This window comes from Pseudomonadota bacterium, assembly GCA_039028155.1.
Taxonomy (GTDB): domain Bacteria; phylum Pseudomonadota; class Alphaproteobacteria; order SP197; family SP197; genus JANQGO01.
Window position 1 is genome coordinate 1 of the sequence record JBCCIS010000075.1, and the last position, 17972, is coordinate 17972.

The 17972-nt window shown below is 62.8% G+C and carries 16 protein-coding genes; 8 read left to right on the plus strand and 8 right to left on the minus strand.

Going from position 1 to position 17972, the window contains the following annotated elements; all coding sequences use genetic code 11:
* The 6 genes from AAF563_23485 to AAF563_23510 all read right to left on the minus strand — a co-directional run.
* On the minus strand, positions 1-341 hold a 341-nt coding region (locus tag AAF563_23485), incomplete at its 3' end, for a mandelate racemase (GenBank protein ID MEM7124262.1).
* 121 nt (positions 342-462) lie between these two features.
* Positions 463-2034: an ABC transporter permease subunit gene (locus AAF563_23490; GenBank protein ID MEM7124263.1), complete on the minus strand. Its 1572-nt coding sequence runs from the start codon at positions 2032-2034 to the stop codon at positions 463-465.
* On the minus strand, positions 2031-3080 hold the full coding sequence (locus tag AAF563_23495; protein MEM7124264.1) for a betaine/proline/choline family ABC transporter ATP-binding protein: 1050 nt from the start codon (positions 3078-3080) through the stop codon (positions 2031-2033). The genes AAF563_23490 and AAF563_23495 overlap by 4 nt, the downstream gene beginning before the upstream one ends.
* 132 nt (positions 3081-3212) lie before the next feature.
* On the minus strand, positions 3213-4169 hold the full coding sequence (locus tag AAF563_23500) for a glycine betaine ABC transporter substrate-binding protein (GenBank protein MEM7124265.1): 957 nt from the start codon (positions 4167-4169) through the stop codon (positions 3213-3215).
* A gap of 474 nt (positions 4170-4643) precedes the next feature.
* Complete coding sequence (xsc, locus tag AAF563_23505) at positions 4644-6419, minus strand: sulfoacetaldehyde acetyltransferase (protein ID MEM7124266.1); 1776 nt, start codon at positions 6417-6419, stop codon at positions 4644-4646.
* 56 nt (positions 6420-6475) lie between these two features.
* On the minus strand, positions 6476-7819 hold the full coding sequence (locus tag AAF563_23510) for an aspartate aminotransferase family protein (GenBank protein ID MEM7124267.1): 1344 nt from the start codon (positions 7817-7819) through the stop codon (positions 6476-6478).
* A 113-nt stretch (positions 7820-7932) separates the two neighbouring features.
* On the opposite strand from AAF563_23510, the gene AAF563_23515 reads away from it, so the two are divergent.
* On the plus strand, positions 7933-9447 hold the full coding sequence (locus tag AAF563_23515) for a PLP-dependent aminotransferase family protein (GenBank protein MEM7124268.1): 1515 nt from the start codon (positions 7933-7935) through the stop codon (positions 9445-9447).
* A gap of 3 nt (positions 9448-9450) precedes the next feature.
* Here the strand turns inward: AAF563_23515 and AAF563_23520 are convergent, their stop codons facing one another.
* Positions 9451-10650 (minus strand): acetate/propionate family kinase, encoded by a 1200-nt coding sequence (locus tag AAF563_23520; protein MEM7124269.1) that lies wholly within the window; start codon positions 10648-10650, stop codon positions 9451-9453.
* On the minus strand, positions 10647-11681 hold the full coding sequence (locus AAF563_23525; GenBank protein ID MEM7124270.1) for an AraC family transcriptional regulator: 1035 nt from the start codon (positions 11679-11681) through the stop codon (positions 10647-10649). The genes AAF563_23520 and AAF563_23525 overlap by 4 nt, the downstream gene beginning before the upstream one ends.
* Before the next feature lie 253 nt (positions 11682-11934).
* Between AAF563_23525 and AAF563_23530 the strand changes: the two genes are divergently transcribed.
* The 7 genes from AAF563_23530 to AAF563_23560 all read left to right on the plus strand — a co-directional run.
* Positions 11935-13071, plus strand: coding sequence for a PotD/PotF family extracellular solute-binding protein (locus AAF563_23530; protein ID MEM7124271.1), 1137 nt, complete (start codon positions 11935-11937; stop codon positions 13069-13071).
* A 71-nt stretch (positions 13072-13142) separates the two neighbouring features.
* Positions 13143-14228 carry an ABC transporter ATP-binding protein gene (locus tag AAF563_23535; GenBank protein ID MEM7124272.1) on the plus strand — a complete coding sequence of 362 codons (1086 nt, stop codon included), beginning with the start codon at positions 13143-13145 and terminating at the stop codon, positions 14226-14228.
* Between the two features lie 3 nt (positions 14229-14231).
* Entirely contained in the window at positions 14232-15086 is an 855-nt protein-coding gene (locus tag AAF563_23540) for an ABC transporter permease (protein ID MEM7124273.1), read from the plus strand.
* Positions 15086-15901: an ABC transporter permease gene (locus AAF563_23545; protein ID MEM7124274.1), complete on the plus strand. Its 816-nt coding sequence runs from the start codon at positions 15086-15088 to the stop codon at positions 15899-15901. The genes AAF563_23540 and AAF563_23545 overlap by 1 nt, the downstream gene beginning before the upstream one ends.
* Positions 15902-15918: 17 nt before the next feature.
* Positions 15919-16698 (plus strand): 3-oxoacyl-ACP reductase FabG, encoded by a 780-nt coding sequence (gene fabG / locus AAF563_23550; protein MEM7124275.1) that lies wholly within the window; start codon positions 15919-15921, stop codon positions 16696-16698.
* A 21-nt stretch (positions 16699-16719) separates the two neighbouring features.
* Entirely contained in the window at positions 16720-17724 is a 1005-nt protein-coding gene (locus AAF563_23555) for a phosphotransferase (protein MEM7124276.1), read from the plus strand.
* Positions 17725-17814: 90 nt separating this feature from the next.
* A partial coding sequence (locus AAF563_23560) for an aspartate aminotransferase family protein (protein MEM7124277.1) occupies positions 17815-17972 on the plus strand: 158 nt, incomplete at its 3' end.

A 17972-nucleotide genomic window follows, 5' to 3' on the forward strand; every position in this document is an offset into this window, starting at 1 on the left:
CGTGCCGCCAGGTCCCAGGCCGCCATGTCGATGGCTGACTTCACCGCGGGCTGACCGAACATGAGATCGTTGAGGTGGTCGGCCAGCCGCGCGGGCGCGTCAGCGCGCTGGCCCACGACATCGGGCAGCAACCGCGTGATACCGGCACGGATCGCCTCGGGAAACGCTTCGGCATAGAAGGCGCCAAGCGGCGCGGCCTCACCCCAGCCGATGGTGCCGTCTTCGGCCATCAGCGCCACGATTGAGCTGTCGAAACCATCTTCCGCATGGCCGCGGCAAACATAGGGTCCGGCGGCGAAGGGCTGGATTTGGCGATAGAGGCGGGCTGCGGCGATCTTCATGAGACCAACAGACTACAGGAGCATCACCGCATCAGCGAAGTCCGGTGCGGCCTGTCGCTGGCTGAGAAGTCGCGAGCGAAACGAGCCCCCCAACGGCCCGTTTCGCTCGCCGCCCCCACTTCTAATCCCCAGCCACTTTCTTGCGGTACATACCCTGGGCAATGCGGTCGATGACCATTGCGCAGAACAGGATCGCCAGACCGCCGAGCAGACCTTGACCCTTCGCGGCGTACTGCAAGGCCTCCAGAATCAGCGCACCCAAACCTTCGGCGCCGATCAGCGAGGCGATGACGACCATGGAGAGGCTCATCAGGATCGTCTGGTTGATGCCGGTCATGATCGACGGCATGGCGAGCGGTATCTCGACATTGCGCAGCAACTGCCATTTCGAACAGCCGAACGCGATCGCCGCCTCCTTGGTCGTCTCCGGCACGCCGCGCATGCCCAGCGCCGTCAGGCGGATCACCGGCGGCATGGCGAAGATGATGGTCGCCAGGACGCCCGGCGGCTTGCCGGTGCCAAAGAAGGCGATGATCGGTATCAGATAGACGAAGGCCGGCATGGTCTGCATGAAGTCCAGCACCGGCTCGGCGAAGGTATAGGCGCGCTTGCTCTTGCCGAACCAGATGCCGAGCGGAATGCCGAAGATGACGCAGAGCGCGGCACCGGCGCCGATCAGGGCAACGGTGATCATGGAGATTTCCCACAATCCCATAAACGCCAGATAGGCCAACGACGCTGCCGTGAAGATCGCGACGCGCGGTCCGGCCAAGCGATAGGCCATGACCACGATCACCACCATGACCACCGGCCACGGCGTCTCGATCAAGACGACCTCTAGGCCGTCGAGCACGGCCCTGATGGCGGCGGTGACACCGTCAAACACATTACCGAAGTTGTTGGCCAACCAGTCGAACCCTTCGTCGCCCAGCCTTGCCCAGCTGGCGAAGAACTCCTTGCCGATCGGGAACTCGGTGATCGGGATCTCGCCGCCGAAGAAACCGCCGGTCAGCCGGCTGAGGATTTCGTCTGGATCGGTCACGGTGAAACGGAACAGGGTCAGCGGCCAGATGGCGACCAACAGGAAGGCGCCGAAGATGGTGCTGTTCCGGCTGACACCGGACTGCACCGAAGGCCTGGCGCGCCAACGCAGGTACTGTTTTTCGTAGACCATGTTGGCGTAGAAGCCTTCAACCAGCTTAAAGAAGACCAGAAGACCGATGCCAACCAGCAGGTAGGTCGTCGACTCGCCCGCCGCCGCCGCCGCTTCCGCCTGGGCGGTCTCGGCGACCTTCTTTAGGTTCTCAGCGACCGAAAGCGCGGTCTCGGCGGTTTCCGTGTCGCCCGCCGCAAGGGCTTCCTCGGCCTGCTGCTCGCGCGTCGCGATATTGGTCAGCAAACGTTCGTAGCGGGCGAGCTGGTCGGCGCCCAGTTCACCCCACAGGCCCTTGCCGAGCTGCACCAGCGCGAAGAGTTCCAGCACCAGGAACGCCCAGAAGAAACCCCAGGCGCCGCGCGCCGCCCCCCAGAGCGGTCCGAAGACGGCGGCCATGGTGTTCCACGACCACGGGAAGCCGGTGGTGCCCTGAATTTTGGCAAACTCAGCGGAATAGTAGTCACTGTTCTCCTGGGCGAAGTCGCCGACCGAGCTGGACAGCGCCTTGGGGCCAAGTTCGAGGCCGGTGTCGCTCATGCCTTGCCTCCCTGAATGCCTTTCAGCAGCGTCGACTTGCTGATGACGCCGACATCGACGCCGCTGTCGTTCTGCACCACGATCGGGTGATCGGACTCGGTCGCGATATCGATCAGGTGATCGAGGTCGGTGTCATGGGGCACCCGCCGGGACGCGCTCAAGTCTTCGCCGTGCGCCGGCTTGTAGCTCGACAGGTCTTCCATGATCGAATGGGCGAACACCAGTTTGAGCCGGGAGATGCCCTCGACGAAATCCTTGACGTAGTCGTCGGCCGGTTTGGTGACGATGTCCTCGGGCGTGCCGATCTGAACGATCCGCCCGTCCTTCATGATGGCGATGCGGTTGCCGATGCGGATTGCTTCGTCCAGGTCATGGGTGATGAAAACGGTGGTCTTGTGCAGCTCCGCCGACAGCGCCATGAACTGGTCCTGCAACTGGCGGCGGATCAGCGGGTCGAGGGCGGAGAACGGCTCATCCATCAACAGGACTTCGGGGTCGGATGCCAGGGCGCGAGCCAGGCCAACGCGCTGCTGCATGCCGCCCGAAAGCTCGCGCGGGAAACGGTCCTCATAGCCGTCCAGATTGACCATGGAGATACACTTCTGGGAGACGTCCCAGCGCTTCGACTTGGGCTCGCCGCGCACCTGCAGCGGGAATCCGACATTGTCGCGAACGGTGCGATGGGGCAGCAGCGCCATGTGCTGGAACACCATGCCGATATGCATCGCCCGCATCTCGCGCAGCTCTTCGCCGCCTAGGGACCGCATGTCCTTGCCCAAGACGGAGATCTTACCGGCGGTCGGTTCGATCAGACGGTTGAGGTGGCGCACCATGGTCGACTTGCCGGAGCCCGACAGGCCCATGACACAGAAGATCTCGCCACGCGCAACCGAGAACGAGCAGTCGGCGATGCCGACAACACATTCGTACTGTTCCAGAACCTCTGCCTTGGATAGACCTTTTTCTTCGACCGCGGCCATCGCCTCATCGGCGCGTTGGCCAAAGATCTTCCAGACGTCTTCCAGCACAATGACGTCTTCGCTCACGGAACACCCCCTCCTGAGCAAGAAGCACCCCCTCGGCCGTGGCTCTTAGATGGCCCTTTGCCGGAAGCTGCGATCAATGGCGGCACCCGTGAAGGGCGCCGCCACCGGTTTGATCATATCAACGACGTCGGCCTACTTCAGCCAGGAGTCGACAACATCCTGGTTTTCGCTCACCCAGGCACGGGCGAACTCCTCGGGATCCTGTTTCTCGACGACCAGCGCATAGGTCATCTGGGAGACGGTATCCGTGTCCAGTTGAACCTGCGACAGAAGCTTGGCGGCTTCCGGATAGGTGTCTTCAAGCTCGGCCGCATAGTGGATGTGCAGATAGGCCAGGTCCCAGGCCATCGGCGTGCTCGACTTTTCCAGCCACTCGGGATCGTCAGTCGGCTGGATCATCACCCAGTTATCGGCATCATGCGCCGGCTCTTCCAGTACAACGAGGTCGTAGAGCGCGAACATGTGGTGCGGCGTATAGCAGAAGAAGACGATGTTGCCGTCCTGGGCGATCGCGTTATCGACCTCGGCCAGCGCCAGCGTCTCGTCCATCTCCTTCAGATTCATCGTCTCGTCGTAGCCGTACGACTTCGCGCGGACCTTCTCGACATTGGTCGAGGCCCAGCCCGACGCGCCAATCCAGATCTCACCCATGCCGTCGCCATCGGTGTCGAACTGGCTCGCCATGTCCGGATCGGTCAAATCGGACAGATTGACGATACCGGTCGCATCAGCCGTCTGCTTGGTGACGCACATACCCTGGAACGCCTCAACGCCGTTCGGGTTCTGACGGACCGTGCCCTTCTCCTGAACGAACGTCTGGTTCAGGTTCGCCTGGTTCGGCAGCCAGACTTCCGGATGCACATGCATGGCGCCGGAATCCATGGCCTCGAAGACCACCGGGTTGGTGCCGTTCTGCAGCTCAACCTCAAGACCGAGGTTGTCCTCCATGACGACCTTCAGGACGTGGCCCGTGACGCGCACGGACGGCCAGTTCGGCACACCGATAACCACATCGGCAGCCTGAGCCGCACCGGTAAAAGCCACCAGAGACGCCGCGGCGGCGCCCAATAGTGTTTTCTTGAAATTCATTGATCAGATCTCCCAGTTTTTTGGTTTCTTGATGTCAATTGGGCCCGTTCCGACGTTCGCTTGGTCAAACGATCACGGGCCGAACCCACCCTTTCGGCACTCCCAGCGACAGTGAGGAACCCGGCAAACCCGGTCCTTGGTCAAGGACAGGGAACTTGCTCATGCGGCGCGCGCTCACCTCACTGTCGATACGTTCGGATCCTAATTCGCCTTATGGCACAACAAGTTAGACAACCTCCGAGCAAGAATTCTAACGGGGGTTGCACGCAATGAAAGTGCCTTCAATGAATTCGAAAGGACCCTTAAACAAAACTGCACTCCCTCCCCTCGACTGCCCACCGAACTCAAGGCCCGGCTTTTGTTTTTTCTTGGCCAAACAATGCTATGGCAAAGGCCCAACCCACCTTAGGGCCAGCAATGGCTTTATGTTGAGGCCAGCCGGCACGAACGCCAGCCGGCCCTGACGTCCAGCTGCTAGGCCGACTGCTGGGGCCGCATGTCGGCGGCATCGATGCCCGCCACCACAACCGGCTTTTTCATGGCATCGCGGCGGAATGGCTCGCCCAATTCCTGGTTCAACACGACCTCGATGAATGTCGTCACGCCATCGTCCTGGGCCTTGCAGGCCTCCTTCAACGCCGCAGACAGTTCATCCTGGGTCTTGACCGTGACGCCCTTCAGACCGCAACCGTCAGCTGCCTTGGCATAGCTCAGGTTGGGGTTGAGCTCGGTGCCGACGAAGTTGTTGTCGTACCACAGGATGGAATTGCGCTTTTCCGCGCCCCACTGATAGTTGCGGAAGATCACCATGGTGACCGCAGGCCAATCTTCGCGGCCGATCGAGCTCATCTCGCTCATCGAGATGCCGAACGCACCATCGCCGGCAAAACCGACCACCGGCACGTCGGGACAACCGATCTTGGCGCCGATGATCGCCGGGAAACCGTAGCCACACGGGCCAAACAGGCCGGGCGCCAGGTACTTCCGGCCTTCCTCAAACATTGGATAGGCATTGCCGATGGCGCAATTGTTGCCGATGTCGCTGGAGATAATGGCTTTGTCCGGCAGACCGGCCTGAATGGCGCGCCATGCCATGCGCGGCGACATCAGATCGGCGTCGCGGGTACGTGCATCCTCGTTCCATGTCGTGCCGGGATCGTCGTCCTCATGGTCCATGCCGCTCAAGGTCTGCAGCCAGGCGGATTTCGTTTGGTGAATCAGTGCTTTGCGCTCATCGCGGCCGAGATTGCCCGCGTCCGGGGCAAGTGCGGCGAGAAGCTGCTGGGTGACCTTCTTGGCATCGCCGCAGATACCCACGGTGACCTTCTTGGTCAGCCCGATCCGGTCGGGGTTCATGTCGACCTGGATGATCGTCGCGTCCTTGGGCCAATAGTCGATGCCGTAGCCCGGCAGGGTCGAGAACGGGTTGAGTCGGGTGCCCAGCGCCAGCACCACGTCGGCCTTGGCGATCAGCTCCATCGCCGCCTTCGAGCCGTTATAGCCCAGCGGACCGCAGGCTAGCGGATGGCTGCCGGGGAAGCTGTCGTTGTGCTGATAGCCGCTGCACACCGGCGCATCCAAACGCTCGGCGAGCGCGACACATTCGTCGATCGCGTTGCCGATCACCACGCCCGCGCCCGACAGGATGACCGGGAACTTCGCTTCCGACAGCAGCCTGGCTGCCTCAGCCACCGACTCCTCGCCGCCGGCCGAGCGTTCGATCCGCACGATCTGCGGCAGTTCGACATCGATCACCTGGGTCCACAGATCACGCGGCACGTTGATCTGGGCCGGCGCCGAAGCGCGCCACGCCTTTTCGATCACTCGGTTCAGCACCTCGGCCATGCGCGAGGCGTCGCGCACCTCCTCCTGGTAGCAGACCATGTCCCGGAACAGCGCCATCTGCTCGACTTCCTGGAAGCCACCTTGGCCGATCGTCTTGTTGGCCGCCTGTGGCGTTACCAGCAGCATCGGTGTGTGGTTCCAGTAGGCGGTCTTGATGGCGGTGACGAAGCCGGTGACGCCCGGGCCATTCTGGGCGATCGCCATGCCCATCTTGCCGGTCGCGCGGGTGAAGCCGTCGCAGATCAGACCGCCATTGGTCTCATGCGCGACATCCCAGAAACGGATGCCGGCCTGCGGAAACAGATCGGAGATGGGCATGAAGGCCGATCCGATAATGCCAAAGGCGTGCTCGATGCCGTGCATCTGCAGGACTTTGACGAAGGCCTCCTCCGTGGTCATTTTCATGGCGAATTGTCCATCATTCTCAATATGTTAAGGCCGTCTCGCGGCCGACAATAGCGTCAGACGTACTGGTCCAGCGTCTTGCGGATCTTATCGATGATCTCGTCGACATGCGCTCGCTCGGCGATGAACGCAGGTGTCACGATCGCACAGTCGCCGGTGAACTTCACATGGCAGCCGTTCCAGAACAGATCCTTCTGCACCTGCTGGCCGCGCCGGCCCGGCACACCGTCGTTGTGAAGCTCGATGCCCGACATCAGGCCGATGACGCGCAGATCGAACACCATCGGATGGTCCTTCAGACTGAAGACCGCCTCCTCGAAGTAGGGCGCGAGTTCCGCTGCGCGTTCGAACAGGCCTTCGCGGGCATAAATCTCCTGGGCCTTCAGGCCGGCGGCGCAAGCGGCCGGATGGGCCGAGTAGGTATAGCCGTGGAACAGCTCGATTGCGTTGTCAGCGCCGGCGTTGGTGACGGTGTCATAGATTTCGTCGCGCACGGCGACCGCGCCCATCGGAATGGCGCCGTTAGTCAGTGCCTTGGCCATGGTGACGATATCGGGCACCACGTCGAACTTCTGGCTGCCGAACGGCGCGCCCAGACGACCGAAACCGGTGATGACCTCGTCGAACACAAGCAGGATGCCGTGCTGGTCGCAGATCTCGCGCAGGCGCTTCAGGTAGCCCTTGGGCGGGATTAGCGTGCCGGTCGAACCGGCGACCGGTTCAACGAAACAGGCGGCGATGTTCTCCGGCCCATAGGTCTGGCAGATCCGCTCCAGATCCTCGGCCAGCTCGGCGCCGTGTTCCGGCTCGCCGCGCGTCATGCGGTTTTCTTCAAGCCAGGTGTGACGCATCAGCGCGACATGAGGGATCGAGGCGGCAAAGGCCGCGCGGTTCTTATTGATGCCCGACAGTGAGACGCCGCCGATGTTTACGCCATGATAGGCGCGCTCGCGCGAGACGAAGCGGATACGCTGCCCTTCACCCCGAGCACGGTGGTAGGCCATGGCGATCTTGAGCGCCGTGTCGACCGATTCGGACCCGGAATTGGTGAAGAAGACGCGGTTCAGCGGCTCCGGATGCAGATCCGCGATTGTCTGCGCCAGGGCGAACGACGTCGGGTGGCCAAGCTGGAACGGCGCCACATAGTCGTTCTCCATCAACTGCTTGTGGACCGCATCGGCAATCTCTTTGCGGCCGTGGCCCGCCGGACAACAGAACAGGGCCGAGGAACCGTCGATCACCCGGTCGCCGTTCTGATCCCAGCAGTAGATACCCTCCGAGCGGGTGACCAGCCGCGGCTTCTGCTTGAAGTCGCGGTTGCCGGTGAACGGCATCCAGTGGGCTTCCAGGGAATTGGTGCGCGGAAACTCGACTTCTGCGAGAGCTGATTTTGAACTCATGGCTCACCTCGAGACGGGATCGGGCCATTTCGGCCCGCCCGGTAAAGATTGCGGATTCGTGCGAAATCAAAATACGATCGCTTGTGGTCTCCCTGTAAGGCCAGTTCGACCAATTGGGTAAGACCAAGACCGCTATGCGCGACGCCCTGTTTCATATCAATAAGGATGAGCCGGCCACGCTCCAGGCTCAGATCCGCGAGGCCCTGGTCTCGGCCGTGGTCTCGGGCCAGTTGCCGGCGATGGAGCCGATCCCCTCGACCCGCGCCATGGCAAGGCGCCTCAACGTGTCGCGCAATACCGTCGTGTTGGCCTATCAGGCCTTGGTCGAAGACGGCTTTCTGCTATCACGCGAGCGCAGCGGCTACTACGTCAATCCCGATGTCCTGCGCGGCATGGCGTCTGCCTCATCGCTGTCCGACGAGAGCCCGGGCGCCGAAGGCGTCGACTGGTTGTCGCGCCTGCGCATAAGCCCGGCGGCTCAGACCAATATCGTCAAGCCGACCGACTGGCGGTCGCACCCTTATCTCTTCATCTACGGCCAGATGGACGAGGCGTTGTTCCCGATCTCCGAGTGGCGCGACTGCATGCGCCAGGCCATGGGCACCAAGTGGCTGGACCAGTGGACCGCCGATCGCTACAGCGCCGACGACCCCATGCTGATCGATCAGATCCGCACGCACATTCTACCGCGCCGCGGCATCACCGCCCGCGACGACGAGATCCTGATCACCATGGGCGCGCAAAACGCTCTTTATCTGGTATCGAGCCTTCTGGTCGGCACCGACACCCAGGTCGCGATCGAAGACCCGGGCTATCCCGACGCGCGCAATATGTTTGAGCTGAGGACCGAGAAGGTCATGCCAATCCCGGTCGACGAAGCCGGCCTGGTGCTCGACGACCGCCTGAGCGATTGCCGCCTCGTCTTCGTGACGCCGTCGCACCAATACCCGACCACGGCGACCATGCCGATCGCCCAGCGCAAGGAACTCTTGGCGCGTGCGACGGCGGACGACTTCGTGATCCTGGAAGACGATTACGAGTTCGAGACCAACTACGTCTCCGATCCCTGCCCGGCGCTCAAGTCGCTCGATAAGGAAGGGCGCGTCATCTATATCGGCAGTCTGTCGAAATCCCTGGTGCCGGGCGTCAGGCTCGGTTTCCTGGTCGCGCCGCGCACCCTGATCGAACAGGCACGCGCCCTGCGCCGGCTGATGCTGCGCCACCCGCCCGGCAACAATCAGCGCGCCATTGCCATCTTCCTGTCGCTTGGCCATCACGACGCGCTGCTCGGCCGTCTGCACCGTGTCTATCGGGAGCGATGGCAGATCATGGGCGATGCGCTCCAAGAGCATTTGCCGGGTTGGAGCCAAAGTCCGAGCTTTGGCGGCACGAGCTTCTGGCTGGAAGGTCCGAAGGGATTCGACGCCAACCGCCTGGCGCAGGAAGCACTCGACGCCGGCATCGTCATCGAGCCCGGCGACATCTTTTTCGCCGGCGACAACCCACCGCGCAACTACTTCCGCCTTGGCTTTTCGGCCATCAGAACCGAACGCATCGCAGAAGGGATCGAGAAGCTGGCTGGCATCATCGAGAAACTGCCGCCCGCGACACTGGACGCGGCCGAGTGACGATCAGCGGTTGACCGTCCGCAAGGTATCGAGCGCAATCATTGTTTCCTCGTCGGTCGGCACGACCCACGCAGAGACCGTGCTGTCCGCTGTCGTGATGTAGGGACCGCCACGTTCGTTGGCCGCCGCATCCAGGTCGATGCCCAGCCAGGCTGCATCGCGACACACTCTCTCACGGATCGAAACAGCGTTTTCGCCGATGCCCGCGGTGAAGACGAGCGCGTCGAGACCGCCGAGCGCTGCACACAACGCGCCGAGTTCCCGCCCGATGCGGTAGACGAAGAGGTCGATCGCCGTTCGCGCCGCATCATCGTCACTCGCCAACAGGTCCCGGATGTCGCTGCTGATCCCTGAAACGCCGAGCAGGCCGGATTGATGATAGAGCAGGTTCTCGACCGCCTCCGCCGTCATGCCGCGCTCACGGATTAGATGCAGGATGACACCGGGATCGAGCCAGCCGCAGCGCGTGCCCATCACCAGACCGTCCAGGGCCGTGAAACCCATGGAGGTCTCGACGCTCCTGCCGCCACGGATGGCACACATGCTGGCGCCGTTGCCAAGATGGGCGATCACCACACGGCCATCGGCGATCGCCGGCGCTACGTCTTTCAGCGCACGGGCGATGTAGGCATAGGACGACCCGTGGAAGCCGTAGCGGCGAACACCGGCGTCATGAAGGTCTTGCGGCAGCGCCAGGCGGTCGGCGATCGCCGGACGGCCGCGATGGAAGGCCGTATCGAAACACGCGACCTGCGGCACGTCGGGATGGGCGCCGGCGATGGCCTTGACCGGTGCCAGGTTGAGCGGTTGATGCAGCGGCGCGAGCGGCGTCAACGCCTCCAGTTCGCGCAAAACGCCGGCGTCGATCAGGACCGGCGCCGCGAAGTCCGGTCCGCCATGCACCACCCGGTGGCCGACGGCCAGTAAGGCCTCGCCCGCCAACCATTCGGTGACCCAGCCCAGCAACCGATCGAGGGTCGCCGCATCGCTGCCGGACCAGTCTTCATCGGCGATTGTCTCATCTTCGGCATTCCTGGCCGAGAAGCGCGGCCTACCGCCGATTCCCTCGATCTGGCCCCTGACGGCCAGAGCGACATCGCCGTCCACGGTTGCCCGATGAATCGAGAACTTGAGACTGGATGAGCCGGCATTGATGACAAGCAGCGAGCCTGCCTGCGCCGGTTGTTGGGATGGCGGGCTCAACGAGCCGTGCGCTGATATCGCTGCGGGCTCATGCCCGTCCAGTTCCGGAACGCCCGCGAGAAGGCCGAGAGCTCGGAATAGCCGAGCGACAGCGCGACCTCGGTCAACGGCATGCTGGCGTCGTTCATGTAATGCAGCGCCAGTTCCTGACGTGCAGCGCGCAACAGGTCCTGGAAGGTCAGGCCGTGGTTCTTCAACGCGCGCTGGAACTTGGCATCGGTCATGCCCAGCACTTCGGCGATCTCAGTCAGGCCGGGCGTGCGGTCGCCCAGGTGCAGCTTGATCTGGTTGCGCACGACCGTGGCGAAGTCTTCGGGATTGCCGCGCAGTTCACAACGCGCGGTCAGGAACCGCTCGATCACCGAGAACAGATAGGGGTCCTGCTCAGGCATGCGCGCGTCGAGATCGCGGCGCCGGAACGCCAACGCGTTGGTCCGCCGACCGAACCGGACCGGCGCGCCGAAGCGCTGTTCATGCTCGTGCCAGTCTTCCGGTTTGTCGTGTTCGAACCGCACCTCAAGCGGCGCCCAGTCGGGGCCCAGGGCGGCGCGGAAAATGTTGCGGAACATGCCCAGCGACAGCTCGGCATCCTGGCGCCGATCCTTGATGCGCGGATCATAGATTCGGTAGCTCAGCCACAGGATGTCGCTGTCCTGCAACAGGCCGAAGCTGGTCTGGCCCTGGTGCGCGGGGAAGTACTTCTCCATGTTGCGCAGCGCCGCCGACAGCGTCGGCGAACAGATGGCGGCATAGCCCAGCGCGCCCAGCTGCTTGGGCATGAACTGGTCGCCGAACTGCAGGCCGAAATTGTCGTGACCGGTATGACCCGCCGCTTCGACAAAGAGCTGGCAATAGCGCTGCAGGTTCAAGTCGTTGAACGGGTCTTCGATATCGTCGGTGCTGATGTTGGCACGCCCGAAGACCGTGTCGACGTCGCCGCCGTGACGTTGGATCAGATCGATCACGCCTGTTGCCGCCGATGCCAAGACGCGCGGCGGCTCAAGCCCCGTATGCCCACCCTCAGACAACATTGTTCTTCGCTTCCAGGGGCCGCGCTCGTGCCCAGCCCTGCCCCGGCCGTGTTTGTGGAAAAAGCCTAACAGAAAAGGGGACGGGCAGAAAACCGCGAATCCGGGCACGGTCCCACCGCCGGCCAGCGCACAAATCTGTCAAATTCGGCCCATCTGCTGTCAAGCAGCCTTCCCCGAACAGTGCTTGGCTTGCTGGACTGCGACGAGGATCGCCATGTCATCGTCTCATCCTGCGGAACAAAAGGAGGCTTCCATGAAACTTTCCCGCCGGTCATTTACCAAGGGAATGGCAAGCGCTGCTGGTCTTGCGGCCCTCGGCCCGATGGGCGCCGCACACGCGGCGCGCGACAATGAACTGAATATTCTGTGCTGGGAAGGCTACAACTCAGACGATGTGTTGGGCCCCTTCCGCGATGCCCACCCCGATGCGACCGTGCGCGCGGAAAGCGGCACGTCCGATCCCGACATGATCAACAAGCTGCGCGCCGGCGAGGTCAATGTCTGGGACCTGATCAACGTCAACCAGCCGTGGGCGCGTCATCAGCTCTATCCTGAGAACCTGATCAAGCCGCTCGATAAAGACCGTTTCATGCCCTACTTCGAGAACATGCTCTCGGAGTTCCAGGGCCCCTATCCGCTCTCGTTCGCCGAGAACGGCGATCTGATCGGCATGGTCCAGCGGTTCGGTCCGTTCAGCTTTGTCGTCAACACCGACAAGGTCAGCGTCGACATGGCCGAGGACCAGGGCTGGAAGCTGTTCCTGGATTCAGCGATGAAGAATCGCTACGGCATCCTGACCTATGACAACTGGAACATCATGCACATGTGCCTGACGGGCGATCAGGACCCGTTCAAGGAGATGGATGACGCCGGTCTCGACAAGTTCACCGAAACCGCCAATGCGGTCTTCGATGGCGCCAAGCTGCTGACCGATGACCTGGTTGCCATGAACACGGCGCTGATCAACGAAGAGATCGACGCCTACTTCACCGGCGGCACCTACACGGCGAGCCCCGCCCGGCTCGACGGCGCGACCAACATTCGCGGCATCACGCCGAACTCCGGTCCGCTGGAAGGCAACAAGGGCGGTCTGGTCTGGGTCGAACTGACGTCGGCCGTCAACAATCCGGATCCCTCGAAGCTGGCCGAGGACTTCCTGGAGTACGTCCAGGGGGCGGAAGTGTCGAAGGCCGTCAGCTTCTCTGAAGGCACCTACAACCCGGTCGCCCAGATGGGCAACCCGGCGGTGTTCAACACGTACGATTCCGACGAGTTGGACGCCATTCAGTGGGACAGCTTGCCTGAGGAAATGGCGCGTTCGGCCGAGTACAGCATCGTCGCGTCCTACGACAAGCTGAACGAACTCTACAACGCCGCCAAGCGCGGTTAGGTTCGCCAATCAGTACCCCGGCGGTCATCGCGCCGCCGGGGCTTCTTGTTCGACCGACCGGGCTGGGCTTGATGTCGACCGCTCCTATTTTGCGCCTAGACAAAATCGTCAAGCGCTTCGACGAGTTCACGGCTGTGCAGGAAATCAATCTCGACATCGTCGAGGGTGAGTTCCTGACCATCGTCGGCCCGTCGGGCAGCGGCAAGACAACCCTGATCCGCTTGATGGTCGGGATGGAAGAGCCCACCAGCGGCGAGATCTGGCTGCGCGACAAGCGCATCGACCAGGTGCCCGCCAACAAACGCCCGACCTGCATGGTCTTCCAGTCGCTGGCGCTGTTCCCGCACAGGAGCGTCGGCCAGAACATCGAGTTTCCGCTCAAGATTCGCGGCGTCAGCACCGCCGAGCGCAAGGCGCGCGCGCTGGAGCTGATGGAATTGCTGCACCTGCCGACCGACTACTACGACAAGCGCGTCACCCAGTGCTCCGGCGGCGAGCGCCAGCGTGTCGCGCTGGCCCGCGCGCTGGCCTTCGATCCGGAAATCCTGTTTTTCGATGAGCCGCTCTCGGCGCTCGACTACCGCCTGCGCAAGAAGCTTGAGAAGGAACTGAAAGACCTTCACGCACGCACCGGCAAGACCTTCGTCTACATCACCCACTCGCTTGAAGAAGCCATGGTGATGTCCGACCGCATCGCGATCATGAACCGCGGCCAGTTCGAACAGATCGCGGTCGCCGAAGAGATCTATGACCGCCCGAACAGCCGCTTCGTCGCGGAGTTCATGGGCGAGGTCAACCTGTTCGATGTCGAAGGCACCGCGAATGGCGGATTGCACGGCCACGGCGTCGAAATCCACATCAACGGCGAGGCCTCGGAGTTCGGCATGACGCTGGAGCCGGGCACGCGCGGCGCGTTGATGGTGCGGCCCGAATACATCCGCTTTCAGCCACCGGGCCAGACCAGCGACTTTATCGTGCGCGGCATCTTGCGCGGCGAATACGCGCTGGGCTCGCGCATCCAGTACGAGGTCGAGACCGCCGACGGCACGCGTCTGACGGTCGAGAAACTTCGCGAAGACCGTTTCGCCGGCGGCTTGGGCGAGGAAGTTGTGCTCGGCTGGGACCTCGAACACTCGCACATGATCCGCGAGGGCTGAGCGGTGGAACGCGCCGAACGCCGGCAAGGATTTTTAAGCGCGCTGCCGCTGACCATCGTTCTGGTGGTCAGTTTCCTGGCACCGCTGCTGGTCGTCGCGGCGTTCTCCACCATGCCGACCAAGGTCTTCGACCTCGGCCACGTGCCCGACTTCTCCGCCTATGTCACGTTGCTGGAGCTGGGCTACTACAGGTCGCTCCTGTGGTCGCTCGGCATGGCGTTCGCCGCCACGGCTATTCTCTTCATCATCTGCTGGCCGCTCGCCTTCGCCATGTCGAAGGTGTTCGGCAAGTTCGCGATCGTCATCACCATCGGCGTCGTCATGACGTTGTTCGTGTCAGAGAACATCCGCCTGTTCGGATGGGTCCTGACCTTGATGAAGGGCGGCCTGATCGAGGGCCATCTGCGCGCCTGGCTCGGCATTAGCTTCGAGAACGCGCTCTACAACGTGCCGGTGATCATCTTCGGGCTGGTCTACGTATACGTCCCCTTCATGCTGTTCCCGCTGGCCCAGGGCATCGCCATGGTGCCCGACGACGCGCGCCAGGCCGCGGCGGACCTTGGCGCCAGCCGCTGGCAGATCTTGAAGGAGATCGATCTGCCCTTGTCGGCGCCCGGCATCGTCGTCGGCTCGCTCCTGTGCTTTGTGCTGTCGGCCGGCGCGCTCGCGGAATCCAAGCTGCTCGGCGGTCAGGCCGTCATCGTCATTGCCGACGAGGTCGAGACCGCCTTCACCTATTCCCAAAACTGGCCGCTTGGCTCCAGCCTCGCCATGGTGCTGATCCTGATCATCGGCACGCTCGCCGTCGTTGGCATCGGCAAGGTGAACCTTGACGCGATCATGGGGCGCAAGCGCTGATGAAACCGACGCCGCTCACGCGCTCGGCGCTCTTCGTCTACGGCGTCCTGGCGCTCGTCTTCCTTTACCTGCCGATCGTCGCGGTCGGCTTCGCGTCGGTCTCCAAGGCGCGCTACCTGACCTTCCCGATCAAGAAGTATTCCTTCGACTGGTACGGCAAAGCGCTGGAAAGCTCGACCGTCTACGACCTCGTCGCGTCGTCGCTGAAGGTCGCCTGCATCGTCACCATCGTCTCGATGGTCGTCGGTTTCTTCGGCGCGCTGGCCTTCGCGCGCTATCATTGGCGCTTTCGCGGGCTGTTTCAGAAGCTGATCCTGCTGCCGATTTTCTTTCCCCAGACCGTGCTCGGCTTGGCGCTTTTGATCTGGTTCAACTCGGTCGGCATCATCCCGACTTGGCATACCGCCGTCGTCGCCCACCTGGTCTGGATCGCGCCGATCGCGACGCTCGTGATCGCGATCCGCGCCTATAGCTTCGACCCGGCGCTGGAGGAGGCTGCCCGCGACATGGGTGCCTCGACCTGGACGGTGCTGAAGGAAGTGACGGTGCCGCTTCTGATGCCGGGCGTCATCTCCGCCGGCCTCTTCTCGTTCCTATTGAGCTGGGGCAACTTCCCGCTCTCGCTGTTCACGACCGGCGCGGACTCGACCCTGCCCGAATGGCTCTACGCCAAGATGGTCTCGGGTTATTCACCGCTGGTGCCGACGGTCGGCATCCTGTCGATCGCGGTCTCGGTCGTCATCTTGATCCTGGCCTACATCATTTTTTGCGTCGTGCGCGCGATCCAGCAAAACCGATTGAGAGCCAGCGCGTAACAAAACGGGAGGACATCATGCTTACATCGATCAAGGACCGCAGCGTCATTGTCACCGGCGCCTCGAAAGGTATCGGCAAGGGCATCGCCAAGGTGTTCGCCGCCCAGGGCGCCAAGGTGATGCTCGCCGCGCGGGGCGAGGCCGATCTGAAGGCGACCGCTGACGAACTCAACGCGGCCGGCGGTTCGTGCGAGTGGCGTATGTGCGATGTCGCCGACTGGGAGTCCGTTCAGGCGCTGGTCGACGGCACGGCCGAAGCCTTCGGTGGTCTCGACATCATGTGCGCCAACGCCGGCATCTTTCCGCAGACCAAGATCGCCGAGATGGACCCGTCGGAATGGGACCACGTCATGTCGGTCAACCTGAAAAGCGCTTTCCTGTGCGTCAAGGCGACGATCCCGCACTTCGAGAAGGCGAGGAAAGGCCGCATCGTCCTGACGTCCTCGATCACCGGCCCGATGACCGGTTTCCCGGGGTGGACACATTACGGCGCGTCCAAGTCAGGACAGCTTGGTTTCTTGAGGACCGCGGCGATGGAGATGAGCCGCTACAACACGACGGTCAACGCCGTCATGCCCGGCAACATTGCGACCGAAGGCCTGAGCGATCTGGGCCAGGACTACATCGACGGCATGATCGCGGCGATCCCCGTCAAACGCCTCGGCGAGGTCGAGGATATCGGCAATGCCGCCCTGTTCCTGGCCTCCGACGAAGCCGGCTTCATCACCGGCCAGACCATCGTCGTCGATGGCGGGCAGACGATCCCCGAATCCGTCGAGGCGATCCAGGAAATCTAAGGTTACGGAAGGGAGGCCGCGATGAACGACGCGGCATTATCGCACGACACCCTGGTTGAACGCCTGCACGCGCTGGCAAACGCGTCGCTTCATCTGTGGGACGTGCCGGAGGGCGCGACGGCGCGCCTGATCAATCTGTCGGAGAACGCGACCTATATGGTCGAGGGACCGGACGATTATCGCTCGGTTCTGCGCGTCCATCGCGAGGACTATCACACCGTCAACGCGATCGGTTGCGAACTCGCCTGGATGGCGGCGTTGAAGAACGAAGGCGGCGTCGACACGCCGCCTGCCATCCCCGGCCGCGACGGCGAGCTTATCCAAACCGCCGTTGTCGAGGGGCTGCCCCGGCCGCGCCAGATGGTGATGTTCCAGTTTGTCGAGGGTGTCGAGCCCGACGAGACCGCCGATCTAGTCGGCCCATTCGAGGAGCTGGGCGAGATCGCCGCGCGCACCCATGTGCACGTCGCCAAATGGCAAAAGCCGGAGACATTCGAACGGCTGATCTGGGATTACGAGCACACACTGGGGTCAACACCCAACTGGGGCGACTGGCGCGCCGCGCCCGCCATGGACGCAGCGGCGCTTGCCGTTCTGGAACGCCAGCAGGAGGTCATTCGCCGCCGACTGGAAGCGTTCGGCATGGGGCCGGAGCGCTACGGCCTGATCCATGCCGACATGCGCCTGGCGAACCTCTTGATCCACGACGGTGCGACGCGTCTGATCGATTTCGACGACTGCGGGCTCGGCTGGCACATGTACGACTTCGCCGCCGGCGTGAGCTTTATCGAGGACAGCCCGCAGATCCCGGCCCTCAAAGACGCCTGGGTCAGGGGCTATCGCAAGGTGATCGACCTGCCGGCCGAGGACGAGGCGGAGATCGACACCTTCGTCATGCTGCGCCGCATGGTGCTGCTGGCCTGGATCGGCTCGCATATCGAAACCGATCTGGCCCAGGAGATGGGCAAAACGTTTACCAAGGTCTCCGTCGATCTGGCCGAGGATTACCTCTCCCGTTTCGCCTAGAGCCAGGGCACGCCTGTCAACCGAAACGGGGTCGCTGTCAAGCGGCCCAAGGCCTCCGGTTCTACCGTTCTTTGATCGCGAGGAGCCCGAATGAGCCAGGAAAAGCTCGAATTTCTAGAGAGGTCGCGGACCTACTGGAACCCGCGCAAGACGCAGGACTGGCAGGATATGGGCGTCGATCTGGTGATCGATCGGCGCGAGGGCTACTACCTCTTCGACATGGACGGACGTCGGCTGATCGACGTCCA